Annotated in this window: 10 protein-coding genes; 7 read left to right on the top strand and 3 right to left on the bottom strand. The window is 71.1% G+C overall.

From position 1 onward, the window contains the following. Positions 1 to 41: 41 nt before the first annotated feature. The 7 genes from ACFTE1_RS01705 (at position 42) to ACFTE1_RS01735 (ending at position 12,033) form a co-directional block, all read left to right on the top strand. Positions 42 to 3,320 carry a DUF4132 domain-containing protein gene (locus ACFTE1_RS01705; protein WP_380620257.1) on the top strand — a complete coding sequence of 1,093 codons (3,279 nt, stop codon included), beginning with the start codon at positions 42 to 44 and terminating at the stop codon, positions 3,318 to 3,320. Continuing rightward, the gene (locus ACFTE1_RS01710) at positions 3,317 to 4,393 is read left to right on the top strand and encodes an ATP-binding protein (protein ID WP_380620260.1); all 1,077 of its coding nucleotides are present in this window, start codon (positions 3,317 to 3,319) and stop codon (positions 4,391 to 4,393) included. The genes ACFTE1_RS01705 and ACFTE1_RS01710 overlap by 4 nt, the downstream gene beginning before the upstream one ends. A 3-nt stretch (positions 4,394 to 4,396) precedes the next feature. Beyond that, a complete protein-coding gene (locus ACFTE1_RS01715; protein WP_380620263.1) occupies positions 4,397 to 6,625 on the top strand; it encodes a DUF5682 family protein in 2,229 nt (742 codons plus the stop codon). Next, positions 6,622 to 7,728, top strand: a complete 1,107-nt coding sequence (locus ACFTE1_RS01720) for a VWA domain-containing protein (protein ID WP_380620265.1) — start codon at positions 6,622 to 6,624, stop codon at positions 7,726 to 7,728. Before ACFTE1_RS01715 ends, ACFTE1_RS01720 begins: the two co-directional genes overlap by 4 nt. Next, entirely contained in the window at positions 7,725 to 9,557 is a 1,833-nt protein-coding gene (locus tag ACFTE1_RS01725; RefSeq protein ID WP_380620268.1) for a hypothetical protein, read from the top strand. The genes ACFTE1_RS01720 and ACFTE1_RS01725 overlap by 4 nt, the downstream gene beginning before the upstream one ends. Before the next feature lie 44 nt (positions 9,558 to 9,601). Then, a complete protein-coding gene (locus ACFTE1_RS01730) occupies positions 9,602 to 10,186 on the top strand; it encodes a hypothetical protein (protein ID WP_380620270.1) in 585 nt (194 codons plus the stop codon). A 155-nt stretch (positions 10,187 to 10,341) separates the two neighbouring features. After that, positions 10,342 to 12,033 carry a CocE/NonD family hydrolase gene (locus ACFTE1_RS01735; RefSeq protein ID WP_380620274.1) on the top strand — a complete coding sequence of 564 codons (1,692 nt, stop codon included), beginning with the start codon at positions 10,342 to 10,344 and terminating at the stop codon, positions 12,031 to 12,033. 147 nt (positions 12,034 to 12,180) lie between these two features. Here the strand turns inward: ACFTE1_RS01735 and ACFTE1_RS01740 are convergent, their stop codons facing one another. From ACFTE1_RS01740 to ACFTE1_RS01750, 3 genes are all read right to left on the bottom strand, one after another. Then, on the bottom strand, positions 12,181 to 13,434 hold the full coding sequence (locus tag ACFTE1_RS01740) for an ion channel protein (RefSeq protein ID WP_380620276.1): 1,254 nt from the start codon (positions 13,432 to 13,434) through the stop codon (positions 12,181 to 12,183). A 124-nt stretch (positions 13,435 to 13,558) separates the two neighbouring features. Further along, on the bottom strand, positions 13,559 to 14,056 hold the full coding sequence (locus tag ACFTE1_RS01745) for a DUF1269 domain-containing protein (protein WP_380620278.1): 498 nt from the start codon (positions 14,054 to 14,056) through the stop codon (positions 13,559 to 13,561). 198 nt (positions 14,057 to 14,254) lie between these two features. After that, complete coding sequence (locus ACFTE1_RS01750; RefSeq protein WP_380620281.1) at positions 14,255 to 14,755, bottom strand: DUF7144 family membrane protein; 501 nt, start codon at positions 14,753 to 14,755, stop codon at positions 14,255 to 14,257. Positions 14,756 to 14,786 lie beyond the last annotated feature (31 nt).

Here is a 14,786-nt window from a genome sequence, read left to right on the forward strand (position 1 = left end):
GGGCAGAAGCGGTGTCGCAGGGGCCGGGTAGCTTGTGGGGCGTGAAGATCTTTCCTGATGCCGGGGTACGAGAGGACTTCTTCTCCGGACCCGTTGAGACCGCCGTCCGACCGCCCGTCGACCTCGCCGAGGCCGTCGCGGCCCTCAACTCCTTCGCCGGACCGCTGGAGGAGCACTTCGCGGAGAACGGCGATTCGGAGTGGGCGGCGCCCATCCGCCGCTACCTGAGCGGAGAGCTCGACCCGGAGGGGGCGGCGGCGCTGCAGATGCACCTGGCCCTGACGGACTCCTACGCCGGGCTCGCCCGGTTCGGGGTGTGGACGAGGCTCTGGGCCCTCCAGGGCGGAGTCTCCTTCGCCGTCGAAGCGGTGTGCCGCGCTTTCGGCATCACGTGGTACGCCCCCTACTACCTGAGCAAGGGCATAACGAGTGTCGTTCGCGACAACGACCTGAACCGGGTGAGGCAGCGGCGGATCGGCATCGAGTCGGTGCGCGAGCTGATGGAGGAGGCCTCCGAACGGGAGCGGGCGGAGGCGCTGGACACGGCCTCCGGGTTCAGGGACACCAAGGCGGGCCGCTACGTCGCTTCCTGCATCGCCCCGGACAACCGCCGTTGGGCCGAGGAGGCGCTGGCGGACCTGCCGGAGACGGACGTGGACGCCTACTTCTTCGCCGCCCGCCACCTGGTCACCGCCGAGATGCTGCCGCACGTGCCCGACGCCTTCGTGCGCAGCTGGCTCAGCCGCAACTCCTACGGCACCTCTCTCGGGGACACGGCGGAGCAGTGGGGAACGGCGGCGGTGGTCCTGGTGCGCCGGGGCATGAAGCTCAGCAGGGATCGCGCCGAGCGCCTCCAGATGCTGCGGACGCTGTCCCGGATCGGCGGCGAGGCGGCGTTCCGGGAGCTCGTCGCGGTCCTGGAGGAGCCCACCGCGCAGACGGCCGCCCTCGACCTCGCCGCGAAGGAGAAGGACGTCGCGGTCGGCGTCCTGGCCGAGGAGATCCTCGCCGGACGCGGGGACGGGCGGAAGCTCGCCGGCCTACTGGAGGCCGTCGCGGGTTGGGAGGACTCGGTGGACGAGGCGACGGCGAAGGCGGTGCGGGCGAAGAGGGACGAGACGGCCAGACCGGAGGCCGACACGTCCGGACTGCCCGGGCTCCTGGTCGACCCGCCGTGGAAGCGGCCGCGGAAGAAGACGGCCGCCGGACCGGTCGTCAAGGGCCTGAAGGCCTCCGCGGGGACAGTCCTGCGCTGGGCCGACGGCGAGTACGAAGCGTGGCTCGGCACGGAGCCCCACGGCTACAACTACAGCCCTTCGTGGATCGACGACATCCTGGCGGGACGGAGCACCAGGTGGGTCCCTGTCGTCCGCGCCCTGCTCATGGCGGAGCCGGAGGAGGCCGAGGAGGCCCTCGCGGCGTGGGACGGCAGCTGGGGCTACACCTACCGGCACGAGACCCGGAAACTGCTGGCGCGGTTCGGTGAGAGGGCCGCTCCGGCCCTCGTACGCCTCGCCGCGTCCCAGCCGGACGCCCGTCCCGCTCTGGTGCCGGTTCGGAGCCTGGAGGCCGCCAGGGCGGCGGCCCGCTGGTACGGCCAGTCCAAGTCCAATGTGGAACTGGGGTGGCGGTGGTTCGAGCGCCACGGCGCCGACGGCATCGCCCTCATCGTCCCCGACTGCCTGGGCACGGTGAAGAAGGTCCGCCGGCCGGCCGAGCTCGCCTTGCGGAAGCTGCTCGGTTCGCAGCTGAGAGACGAGGTCCTCCGCGCCGCCGACACCTACGGCGAGGAGGTCCGCGCGCTGGTCGGGAATCTGGAGAAGACCGTCCCCGATCAGGCCGAAGCCGCGAAGATCGTGCGGCGCCCCAAGTGGCTCATCACCGGCACGCTCCCCGACGTGCTGGTCGAGGGCCGCGAGGAACGCCTCGGCCCGGAACAGGTGGACAACCTCGTCGCGGTGGTCGCCTCGGCGGGAACGGGCCTGCCGGTCGCGAGCCTGGACGCCGTGCGGGAAGCCCTCGACGAGGACTCGCTGAGGGACTGGTCGTGGGAGGTCTTCCGGGCCTGGGTGGCCGCGGACCAGTCGGCCCCGCAGTCGTGGCCGCTCCGGCAGCTGGCGTACTTCGGCGACGACGACACGGCGGCGAAGCTGGAGCCGATCATCCGCCGCTGGCCCGGCGAGTCCTACCACCAGAGGGCCGTCGCCGGACTGGAAGTCCTGGGCGCCATGGGAACCGAACGGGCCCTGGCGGCCATCCAGGGCATCGCCGAGAGCGCCAAGTTCAAGGCCATCAAGGAGAGCGCCGCCCGCCAGATCGAACGGATCGCCGAGGGCCTCGGCCTGACGCGGGACCAGCTGGCCGACCGCCTGGTGTCGACCTTCGGCCTGGACGAGGACGGAGGAATGACGATCGACTACGGCCCCAGGAGCTTCCGCGTCGTCTTCGACGAGAACCTCGTCCCGCTCATCACCGACGAGAAGGGCAAGGTCCGCAAGAGCCTTCCCAAACCGGGGAAGAAGGACGACGGCGAGGTCGCCGAGCGCAACCGCAAACGCTTCTCCGCGCTGAAGAAGGACCTGCGCAAGACCGCCTCGTCCCAGATCGCGCGCCTGGAGAAGGCCCTCGTCACGCAGCGGACCTGGGACACGGACTCCTTCCGGCGCCACCTGGTCGACCACCCCCTCATGTGGCACATGGCCCGACGCCTGGTCTGGGTCGCGGAGGCGGGGGAGGAGCGGATCCCCTTCCGCCTGGCCGAGGACCGGACCCCGGCCGACGTGGAGGACGACGAGATCGACCTGCCCGAGGAGGCGACGGTGCGCCTGGCCCACCCGATGGTCCTCGGCCGGGAGGACCGCGCCGCGTGGGCCGAAGTGCTCGCCGACTACGAGATCCTGCAGCCGTTCGACCAGCTGGGCCGCGAGATCCACGAGCTCACCGAAGAGGAGCGGAAGACCGGCGCGCTCACCCGCTTCGAGGGGCGCAAGGTCGACATCGGCCACGTGCTCGGCCTGGCCAACGGCGCCTGGGACCGGGGCGCGCCCCAGGACGGGGGTGTCGAACCCGGCATCTACTTCACCTTCCGCGAAGGGCTCCACCTCTGCGTCGGCCTGAACCCCGGCATCGCGGCGGGGGACCCCTTCTGGCACGGCCGCGAGCACGAGATCAGCGACTGCCAGTTCCAGACCGGCACCTACGGCTGGTGGCACCCCGATGACCGCGTCGGGCCGGTTCCCGACGACCTCGACCCCGTGGTGGTGTCCGAGGCCCTGGGCGCCCTTTCCCGCCTCGTCGACTCGTACCGGGAGGACAAGTGAGCAAAGAGAAACTGCAGAGGCCCCCGGCCGAACTGCTCCACGAGAAGGAACTGGCCCGCCTGGACGAGGCCGACGCCGCGCCGCGCCCGCCCGGCTGGAGGCTCAGCCTGACGGCCGCCCGCGACTTCATCCTGGGCAACGCCGCCCTGGAGGTGGCCCCCAAGTTCGTCGGCGACCCGTCGCTGGTGGAACGCTCCCTGGTCACCCTGGCGACCAACCGCGGCCTCATGCTCGTCGGCGACCCCGGCACGGCCAAGTCGCTGCTCTCCGAACTGATGGCGGCGGCCGTCTCCGGGGACTCGACCCTCACCGTCCAGGGCGGCGCGGCCACCACCGAGGACCAGATCGCCTACTCCTGGAACTACTCCCTGCTCGTCAGCGAGGGCCCGAGCGAGAGGGCCCTCGTCCCGGCCCCGCTGTTGGACGGCATGCGCGAGGGCAAGGTCGTCCGCTTCGAGGAGATCACCCGCTGCCCCCTGGAAGTCCAGGACAGCCTGCTCTCGCCCCTGTCCGACCGCGCGCTCGCGATCGCGGAGCTGGAGGGCGAGCAGTCGATGGTCTTCGCCCGCGAGGGCTTCACGATCATAGGGACCGCCAACACGCGCGACCGCGGCGTCAACGACATGAGCGCGGCCCTCAAGCGGCGCTTCAACTTCGAGACGGTCTTCCCCATCGCGGACTTCGACACCGAGCTCGCCCTCGTCCAGCGGGAGGCCGACAGGATCCTGAAGCGGTCCGGAGTGCCCGAGGCTCCCGAGAAGGACGTGCTCGCCGTCCTGGTGCGGGTCTTCCGCGACCTGCGCGAAGGGGACGGCACCTCGGGCCGCCTCCAGTCGGCCCTCTCGACGGCCGAGGCGGTCTCCGTCGCCCACTCCATGGGCGTCAAGGCCTGGTACACGCGGCAGGAGAGGGCCACGGCCGGGGACATCGTCGACTGCATCGCCGGAGCCGCCGCCAAGGACTCCGCCGACGACACCGCGAGGCTGCGGCGATACCTGGAGCAGAAGGCCTCCAAACGCAAGGGCGAGCACTGGGCCGACCTGTACGCCGCACGCCACGGACTGCCCGGATAGGCCATGGCGGACAACCACCTGCACGTCCTCGGCGTGCGGCACCACTCTCCCGCCTGCGCGCGGCTCGTGGAGAGGACCGTCCGCGAGCTGCGTCCGGCGGCGGTCCTCATCGAGGGTCCGAGCGACTTCAACGAGCGACTCGGCGAACTCGAACTGGGCCACCGCATGCCCTTCGCCGTCTACTCCTACGCCAGGACCCCGACGGGCGTCCGGCGCAGCTGGGCCCCCTTCTGCGACTACTCGCCGGAGTGGACGGCCCTGCGCTCGGGGCGGGAGACCGGCGCGGAGGTCCGCTTCATGGACCTCCCCGCCTGGCACGAGGCCCTGGGCGGCACCGAGAACCGCTACGGCGACGCCGAACGGCGCTACACCGAGGTGGTCGCCAGAGTCTGCCGCGAGCTGGCCGTCGACAACACCGACACCCTGTGGGACCGCATGGTCGAGTACTCGCCCGAGGACGAGCTGCCCGAACGGCTCGACAGGTACTTCGACCTGCTGCGGGGAGACCTCGCGGCCGAAGCCGGCGACGCGGAGCGCGAAGAGCACATGGCGTCGTGGATCGCCGCCGCGGCCGAACGCCACAGGGGACGGCCGGTCCTCGCCGTCTGCGGCGGCTGGCACGCCCCCGCGCTCAGACGGCTGGCGGCCGAACGGAAATCGGACGGGGCCTACCCGCCCGTGCCCGGAGGCGGAGAGGACGAGTCCGGCTCCTACCTGGTGCCGTTCTCCTTCAAACGCATGGCCTCCTTCGCCGGATACCAGTCCGGCATGCCCTCCCCGGGCTTCTACCAGGACCTGTGGGAGCACGGCCCGGAAGAGTCGGGCGAGCGCCTCATGGCGAAGACGGTGCGCCGGCTGCGAGAGCGGAAACAGCGGGCCACGACCGCCGACCTCATAGGGGCGCGCACCCTTATGCAGGGCATGGCCCGCATGCGCGGCAACGCCGTGCCCACCCGGACCGACGTCCTCGACGCGCTCGCCTCGGCCCTCGTCACCGACAGCCTGGACGCGCCGCTGCCGTGGACCCGCCGCGACGGACTCCGCGCCGGAACGCACCCCGTGATCGTCGAGATGGTCGATGCGGCCGTCGGCGACCGGGTCGGCGCCCTGGCCGAGGAGACGCCGCTGCCGCCCATCGTGGCCGACTACCGCGCGCGACGCGAGAACCTGGGCCTCACCGAGCCGGGCAGCAGACGGCTGGACCTGTTCGACCCGGCCGACCGGGAACGCTCGCGGTTCCTGCACCGCCTGCGGCTCCTCGGGGCTCCCGGAGCGACGAAGACCGCCGGGCCCGAGGGCGCGGGCGACAGGGAGTCGACCGAGGCCTGGACCCTGGCCGAGGCCGACGTCCTGCCGCACCTCATCGAGGCCGCCGGGCACGGAGCGAGCGTGGCCGAAGCCGCGGCCGACGTCCTGGCCGACCGCTTGAGCGCCCTGGGCCCCAACGACCTCGGCGCCATGGCCGGACTGCTTTTCGACGCCGTCACGGCCGGGTGCACCGAACTCGGCGAACGCGCCGCGACCGCCATCGCCTCCGCCGTGGGACAGAGCTCGCACCTGCCGGGGATCGGCCTCGTCCTGTCCACGGCGCTCGCCCTCTGGCGCGGCGACGACCTGTGGGGCAGCGAGGACGCGGACCTGCACGCGGACATCGTCGCCCGGTCCTCCGACCGGCTCCTGTGGCTCCTGGAGGGGCAGCTGGGGGACGAGGCGGCGGACCGCGGCCGCATCGCTGCGGTCGCGGCCCTGCGCGACGCGGTCCTGTACGCCGAGGAGTTGACGGCGGGGCGGGAGACGGTCTTGTCCGCGGCCGAACGGATCGCGGCGAGCCGCGCGATCGTCGCCGACGTCCGGGGATCGTGCGCCGGGCTGGCCGTGGCGCTCGGGCGCGCGTCCGCGCCGGGCCCGCCGTGGGAGCGGACCGGCGACTGGCTGGCCGGGCTTTTCGCCTGCGCGCGAGAGGTACTGCTCGAATCGGACCTGCTCGACGTGCTCAACGACCACGTCAGCGAGTTGACCGGCGAGGAGTTCCTCGTCGCGCTCCCCTCTCTGCGGCAGGCGTTCGAGTACTTCCCGCCGCGCGAGAGGGGCGCCATCGCCGAGCGGCTCGCCGGGCCGGGGGACGCGTGGTCGCTCACCCGGCGGCTCACCGTGGACCCGGTGGTCCGGGCCCGGGCGGCCGCCATCGAAGAGGAAGTGGACCGGAAACTGGGAGAGGCGGGGCTGCGATGACCACCGACCACGAGAGGTGGCGGCTCATACTGGGGCCGGCCGCCGAGGGCCTCGGCCCCATGAGCGCCGACGGAGCGGCCCGCGACGCGGCGCTCGAATGGCTCTACGGACGCGACGAGGAGAGGGCCGAACGCGGCGTCCGCAGCGCGGGGAACGAAGAGTCCCGGCTGACCACCGTCGACTGGCTCGGCGACATCCACCGGCTCTTCCCGAAAGAGACCGTCGAACGGCTCGAGAGCGACGCCACGGAGCACTACGGCATCGACGACATGGTGACCAATGTGGAGGTCCTGGAGCGAGCCCGGCCCAACCGGGCCCTCCTCAAGGCCGTCCTGAAGTCCAAGCACCTCATGAACGCCGAGGTGCTGGAGGCGGCGCGCGCCATCGTGCGCCGAGTCGTCGAAGAGCTCGTGGAGCGCCTCCGCGTCGAGGTGCGCACCGCGTTCCACGGCACCCGCCTGAAACGGCCCTCCCGCCGCGGCGCCTCGCGCGACTTCGACCTGCGGACCACCCTGCGGCGCAACCTCCACCGCTGGCAGCCGGAGAACCGGAGGGTGGCCATCGAACGGCCCTACTTCCACACCCGCCAGGAGCGCCACATGCGCCCGTGGCAGCTGATCATCCTCGTCGACCAGTCGGGGTCCATGCTGGACTCCGTCATCCACTCGGCCGTCACCGCCTCCTGCCTCCACGCCCTGCCGGGCCTCAAGACGCACCTGATCGCCTTCGACAGCTCGGTCGTCGACCTCACCGACGAGACCGACGACCCGGTCGAGACGCTCATGAAGGTCCAGCTGGGCGGCGGCACCGACATCGCGGGCGCCGTCTCCTACGGGGCGAGCCTGATCGAGAACCCGCAGCGGGCCATCGTCGCCGTCATCACCGACTTCTACGAGGGCGGATCCGTACGGCACCTGACCGGCACGGTCGCCCGCATGTGCCAGGACGGCGCGCACGTCCTCGGCCTCGCGGCCCTCGACGAGGACGCCTCGCCGAACTACGACCGCGAAACGGCGGGAGCCCTGGCCAGAGTAGGCGCCCACATCGGCGCCATGACCCCCGGCGGACTCGCCGAGTTCGTCGCCGAGAAGATCGGGCGTTGAGGATGCGAGAAGACCTGCTGGCGCTGGACACCGAGGCGCTCGCGGCCCTGGCCAACAGAGGACTGGTCAAGAGGGCCGGGAAGGACCTGGAGAAGAGCCCGCCGACACTGTCCGAGGGCGAGGACGTCACCGCCGAGTTCCCCGACGGGACGGTCGCGGTCCTGCCCGCCTCCGCCAGGTTCGAGTCGGCCGACTGCACCTGCGCGGCCAAGGGACTGTGCCGCCACATGCTCGTCCTCGTGCTCGCCTACCAGGCCGAGCACGGCAGGCGGGAGGCCGCCGGCCACCCGGCGGAGATCACCGACGAGGAACTCGCCGCGCGCTTTCCGGCCGGAGTCCTCGCCCGGGCCGAGTCGCGGATCGACCGCGGCCTCCGGGCCCACGTCGACGGGATGACCGTCGAGCTGCCCGAGACGGCCGTGGTCTTCCACGGCGGCTCCAACCTCGAACTGGCCCACAGCGACGTCAAGGGGGACGACCACTCCGTCGCCGTCGTGCTGGCGGTGAAGGCCCTGCGGGAGGGAACCGACGGTACGGTCCACTTGGGGGCGGAGAGCGTCGACCCCTCCCCGTGCACGGAGCTCCTTCCCACCGTCGAAAGCCTGCTCGCCACAGGGATCGCCGGTGCCGACGAAGTCCAGACCTCCCGTCTGAGGCAGCACGCCGACCGGCTCCGCCGCAAGCGCCTCAACTGGCCCGCCGACGTCCTCGCCGACACGGCCCGGCAGATCGAGCACTACCGCTCCCGCTCCACCGCCTATGACGAGAGCGCCTACGCCGGCCTCCTGGCCGAGTTCCGGGCCCGCCACGACGCGGCACTGCGCCGACCGACCACCGCCCTGCTCGGGTTCGAGGAGTCCTCCACGGCCGCCCTGAAACTCATCCGGCTCGCACCCCTCGGCGCCCGGGTCTCATCGGACGACGACCACCTCCACGTCGAGATGTACTACGCGCAGCTGGAGACCGGCATGACCCACGTGATCACGCGTTCCTTCGCGCACCGGGAAGAGCTGCTGACCGTCCGCGACGTCCTGCACCGCCGCTACGCGCGGCACCGCATCGCGGACCTTGCGCAGTCCACCGTCATCACCGAGGCCGCCGGGCGCAGCGCCGGGCGGGTGCTCACCCTGGGCACGGGCAGGCTGGCCCGCACCCAGACCCTGCCGCTGGGGTCCGGCTGGAGCGAGTTCCGCCCGCCCCTGCGCTACGACGACCCCGACGAGCTGCTGGCCGCCGTGCGGTCGCGCGACCCCGGCCTCCTCCGGGACCGCGTCGCCGTCCGCGACCTCGTCGTCGTGCCCGTCGAATCCATCGAAGGACTCGACTACGATCCGGCCGCGCAGGTGCTCACCGTGACACTCAACGGCTCGATCCGCCTGCGCGCCGGGTACAGCGCGGCGAGCCCGGGGCGCCTGAGGATTCTGGAAGAGGCGCTCTCCGGTTCTCCCGCAGAGGTCTCGGGTTTCGTCTCTCTGCGGGGCGGACGTCTCACCCTGGACCCCCTGGCCGTCGTCGACGGGGCCATCACCGTGCCCGACCTGGCCGTGGAGGACGGGGGTGAGGCTCCGGCGGGCGACGCGCCGCCCGATGACGACCCGCTTCGGCGGGTTCTCCAAGAGGCGCACCGCGCGCTCGCCTCGTGCGCTCACCGCGGACTGTCCGGGTTGCGGCCCTCCGACCTGCGGCGCTTGGCGGAAGCGGCGGACCTGCTGGAGGAGCACGGGTTCGCGGAGATCGCCCGGCAGATCGCGGCGCTGGGGAAGGGGGCTACTGCCGAGGGCTGGCACACGGCGATGGTGCGGGTGCTGTTCTCGCTCGACGAGCTGTGAGCCCGAACGGGCCCATGACATGAGTATGCGTCATAATATCCGGAGTGAACCCCGAGAAGAACCGCTTCACCCGTCACCTCGTCGGCGCGGGTGAGAACACCGTCCCCCTGGCCGGCCTGGCCATCCCCGAAGTCTTCACCGCCGAGGAGGTCACCTCCCCCGCGGTGGAACTGCTGTACCCCGAGCCCGAGCGGCACGGGGCGGGCGGAGTCGAGTGCGGGATCTGCTCCGACCCCGACGAGAAGTTCGTGTGGGCCAACGACCGCTGGCGGATCAGCACCGCCGACTCGCCCCGCAGCGTGTTCTTCGTCAACCTCGTTCCGCGCGAACACTATGTGAACATGAGCGACCTGCCCACCCCGATGGCCGAGGAGCAGGGGAGGCTCCTGGCTCTCATGGAGCGTGCCCTGCTGGCGATGGAGGGCGCGGGCCGGGTCCACACCCATTACTGGGGCGACGGCGCCGAGCACCACCACATGTGGCAGATCGTCCGCCCGGAGGGCTTCGTGCAGGGACGGGGCGTCAGCCTCGCGGTCTGGTTGAAGCTGCTGCCCGCCATGGACGCCGAGGACTGGGAGTCGGTCAAGGGGGACTTCGCGAAGGCGCTGGACTCGGCCGCGAAAACCTGAACAAGACTTTGCTTTCGGGTTACGGCAAGGGATTTCCCTGTGGCACATATGTACTCAATAGGTTAGGATCGATCGCGTTCGATTCGTCATATATACGACCGAATCGATTGTGCACGAACGCCTTTGAGGTGATCGCCGAGCAGGAAGGAGATCCCATGCCCAACCGCCGCATCCGATGGAGCGTAGCGGCCCTGACCACGGGCGCGCTCGTGGGAGCCGGTGTGACCGGCGCCGGAGCCACGGCCCAGGAAGAGGCCGACCGGGAGACCGTGAGGGAGACGGTCTACGTCGAGTCGGACATCGACAGCGACTCGGACGGCAGCCCGGACCGCATCGCGGTCGAGCTGGTCCGCCCGGCCGGGACCGAGGACGGGGAGAAGGTCCCCGTCATCGCCCAGCCCAGCCCGTACTACGGGCTGTCGGCCCTGCAGGCCCTGCGCGCCAGGGGAATGGAACTCCCCATCCAGGCGCAGGGCACCCCCGCCCACTTCGGCGGCTGGTTCGACGAGTACTTCGTGGAACGCGGCTACGCCTACCTGGAGCCCGAGATGCAGGGCACGGCCCGCTCCGACGGCTGCCCGACGACCGGAGGCACCGAGGACACGGCGAGCATCACCGCGGTCGTCGACTGGATCTCCGGGCGCGCCAAGGCCTACGACTCCGACGGCGCCGAGGTAGAGGCCGACTGGGCCGAGCCGTCGGTGGGCATGATCGGCACCTCCTACAACGGCACCCTGCCCAACGCGGTGGCCGCCACCGGGATCGAAGAGGTCAAGACGATCGTCCCGACCGCCGCCATCTCCAGCTGGTACGACTACACCAGCGCTGAGGGCATCCGCTACTCCGGCTGGGACGGGGGCTACCCCAAGTACCTCGCCGAGTTCGTGGCCTCCAGCAAGGCCAAGCAGGTCTGCGGCGACGTCTTCGAACAGCTCGCCCACGACGCTGAGGACGCCACGGCCGACCTGAACGAGTTCTGGGACGAGCGCGACTACCGCTCCGACGCCGACAAGGTCGAGGCTTCCGTGCTGCACGTCCACGGCCAGGCCGACTACAACGTCAAGACCACCCACGCCGGGCGCTGGTGGGAGGCGCTCGCGGAGGAGGGCGTCGACCAGAAGCTGTGGCTGCACCCCGGAGCGCACTCCGACCCGACCGGCGCGACGCCGGAGAACCGGAAGTTCCTCGAGGACTGGTTCGACCACTGGCTCAAGGGCGAGGACAACGGCGTCATGGACGGCCCGCCGGTGCGGGTCGACAGGACGGACGGCTCGACCGACGAGTACGACTCCTGGCCGGCCTCCGAGGCGACCGAGTTCCACTTCGGCGAGGACGCCGACGGGCGCGGCACCCTGGGGGAGGAGAAGTCCCCGGAGGCCTCCCACCCGATCGAGCCCGGCACCGTCGACGGCACCGAGTACATCATGGGCGACGCCCTGTCGGAGAAGGACTTCCGCCGCACCTACGCCACCGAGCCCCTGACGGAGGAGAGGCACCTCTCCGGAATCGCCGAGGTCGAGGTGGAGTTCGAGTCGGGCTCCGACAGCACCCCGGTGAGCGCCGTCCTGTTCTCCACCGACGAGGACGGATCGAACCCGGAGTTCATCACCCGGGGCGCCGTGGACGGGAAGAACCACGACTCGCTGCGAGAGGGAGAGGAACTGGTCCCCGGTGAGAAGTACTCCGCCGAGTTCGAGCTGGAGCCCCGCGACGCGGTCGTGGGCGAGGGCAAGCGCCTCGTGCTCGCGATCGTGGCCAACTACCCGGACTACGTGAGCGAGGACGCCGCGTCCGACGGCCTGAAGATCCACCTCGACGGCAGCAAGGTCAAGCTCAGCCTCGACTAGTCCGCGAACAGCGCAAGTCCCGGCGCGCGTTCCGGGGTCTCCTCAGAACTCTGGAACGCGTCGGTGATCACCTCAAGGCCCCTGCCTCACGCGGGGGCCTTCGGACGGTGGTGCCGACTACGACCGCATACCGGCCAGGCCCCCGCCTCAGGCGGGGGCCTTCGCCTTCTCGGGCTCGGCGTGCATCGGTCCCACGCGGTGGACGATGAGCCACACCGGCAGCACCGCGATGCACAGGATGGGCAGCACCGTCGCGTCGGCGACCACTCCGACGGCCAGGAACAGCGACAGCCACCCCTGACCGGTCGCGACGAAGGAGAAGGCGAGCACGGAGCAGGCGATGGAGAGCGCCGGATCGGCGAAGGGCACCAGGTCGGCGACCATGACTCCGAAGGCCACTCCGCAGAAGATCATGGGGAAGATGCGACCGCCGCGGAAGCCCGTCGTCCCCGCCACGACGATGGCGAGCATCTTGACGACCAGCAGCCCGAGTATCGCGACCGCCGTGTAGGAGGCGGCGTCGCCCAGCAGCTCGACCGACTCGTTCGCGCCCTTGAACATGGTCAGCGGCCCGCCGACGACGGCCAGCACGGCCAGCACCGCGGCGCCGGCCACGGCCCGGACCATCGGATTGGGAAGGCGCTGGAACAACCGGTACACGCGGGGGAAGAGCCAGACGGTGCCCGCGGCGGCGACCGTGGCGCCGGCGGCGACGGCCGGGGCGGTCGCGATGTCCCCGATGGACTCCTCATAGGCGGGCAGGTCGCGGGTCCAGGTGGACGCCCCGAAATAGTGCATGGCCACCGATGCCGTCCCGGCGGCGAGCAGCGGGGTGAACAGCCGGTTCCAGAGCGGCTCGCCGGAGGGCCGCGAGGTGTGGATCTCGGTGAGGGCCAGGGCTGCGGCGACGGGCGTCCCGAACAGCGCCGACACCGTCGCGGCGGTGGCCGTCAGCCCCCATCCGGCGTCCTTGACGTGCGGGAAGATCCGTCCTCCGAGCGCGGCTACGACGGCTACGTTCGCGGCCATGATGGGGTTCTCCGGGCCGAGGCTGACACCCGCCGCCAGGGTGACCGCCCCGCACACCAGCAGTCCGGGCACTTGTGCGACCGGCATGGGCGGTTCGATCAGCTCGGAGACGGCCGGGTCGTGCCCGGCGCCCCACGGCCACTTCCAGACGATGAGCCCGACGACGGCGCCGGCGGAGAGGAGTACGAGGGCGATCCACCACCACGTGTAGGCCTCGAATCCGAGGCTCTCGGGCAACCGCTCCCACAGCAGGACCGTCATCTCCTCGGAGACGAGGTCGAAGGCGGCCAGGGCGGCGGCGCAGAACACGCCCACCGCGATGGCGGTGAGCGAGATGATGACCAGGTGCGGAGAGTCTTTGCCGGGCCGCATGGCCTCCCTTTCCGTCGGGAACTCCTACACGGTAGCGGCGCGGGCGGGGCCGAGGAGGGGGAAACAGGGGAATGGGGACGGACGAAGGGCCGGGACCGCGCGGTCCCGGCCCTGGAGAGTCCGATCAGGACTGGGCGGCCTTGGCGGCCTGCGCCGCCTCGCGCAGGTGCTGCTCGGCCTCGGCGGAGAGGGAGGACTTGACGAGCTTGCCGTCGTACTTGGTCATCTCCGGCAGGACCTTGTCCTCGGTCATGGAGTCGACCAGGGCGAAGACGGCGGCCTTGCCCGGCTGGAGCTGTTCGCCCAGCTCCTTCATCATATTGTCGTCGATGCCCACGTCGGTCATCTTCCCCGCGAGGGCCCCGGTCCCCGCGCCCACCGCCATGCCGATGAAGGGCATGAAGAAGAGGAGGCCGATCAGGCCGCCCCACAGGGCGCCTCCGGCGGCCCCGGTGCCGGTCGTGTTGACCGCCTGGCGGAGCTTGATCCTGCCGTCGACGTTCTCCACCACGACCACGTCGGCGAGGGAGACGAGCTGCTCTTTCTGCAGCTTGACGAGGGTGTCGCGGGCCTGTTCCGCGGTGGCGGCGTCGTCGTAGGCGATGACGTAGAGGTCGCTCATGTGCGAGATCCTTCCGGTATAGGTGTGTTCTTCTCGCATCCTATGGCCGGGCGCGTCGGCACAGGCCCGATTCGGCGAATAGGCCCCCTTAGGTGGAAGGGCGCGGGTTTCCACCCAGGTCGCGCCGCACGTCGCTAGTCGGTCACGGGCACCGGTCCGAATCCCGTCCGCAGGGGAGGCACAGAGCCGCTCCGGCGTTCACCCGTTCCCGCCTTCGGAGGGAGGCCGTCCGGCGCTGGGTTGCGGACGCGGTTCCGTTCCGGCGACGTCCTCGGCGCCTCCGGCATTGTCGGCCGAGTGGCGCCCGTAGGAGGCGGAGGGCTGCCAGAGGACCAGCGCCCAGATGACGAACACCGAAACCGCGATCACCAGAAGAGACCACGCCGGGTTGTAGGGCAGGAAGAAGAAGTTCGCGACAGCGGCCAGAGAGGCGACCACGATGCCGGCCACCCGGCCCCAGCCGGTCTTAAGGACGAGCCCGATACCGGTTGCGAAGGCCACGACTCCGATCGCCAGGTGAGTCCACCCCCATACCGCCAGGTCGAAGTCGAAGAGGTACTCGGGCAGGGTCTGGTAGACCTCGTCGCGGGCGATGGCGGACACGCCCATGACCCCCTGCCAGACCCCCGCCACGATCATGAGCACGCCGGCGAAGTTCGCCCCGACCCGCGCTCCCTCGGACTCCCGTCTGGTCGTCATGGCTCCTCCTCGGTAGAAGTGATGTGCGCTC

Origin of the sequence: Salininema proteolyticum, from assembly GCF_042685645.1 — a bacterium.
Classification (GTDB): domain Bacteria; phylum Actinomycetota; class Actinomycetes; order Mycobacteriales; family Micromonosporaceae; genus Salininema; species Salininema proteolyticum.

Coding starts and splice junctions, on each gene's coding strand:
- ACFTE1_RS01715 (WP_380620263.1), top strand. CDS start 4,397: ATGGCGGACAACCACCTGCACGTCCTCGGCGTGCGGCACCACTCTCCC.
- ACFTE1_RS01720 (WP_380620265.1), top strand. CDS start 6,622: ATGACCACCGACCACGAGAGGTGGCGGCTCATACTGGGGCCGGCCGCC.
- ACFTE1_RS01735 (WP_380620274.1), top strand. CDS start 10,342: ATGCCCAACCGCCGCATCCGATGGAGCGTAGCGGCCCTGACCACGGGC.
- ACFTE1_RS01740 (WP_380620276.1), bottom strand. CDS start 13,434: ATGCGGCCCGGCAAAGACTCTCCGCACCTGGTCATCATCTCGCTCACC.
- ACFTE1_RS01745 (WP_380620278.1), bottom strand. CDS start 14,056: ATGAGCGACCTCTACGTCATCGCCTACGACGACGCCGCCACCGCGGAA.
- ACFTE1_RS01750 (WP_380620281.1), bottom strand. CDS start 14,755: ATGACGACCAGACGGGAGTCCGAGGGAGCGCGGGTCGGGGCGAACTTC.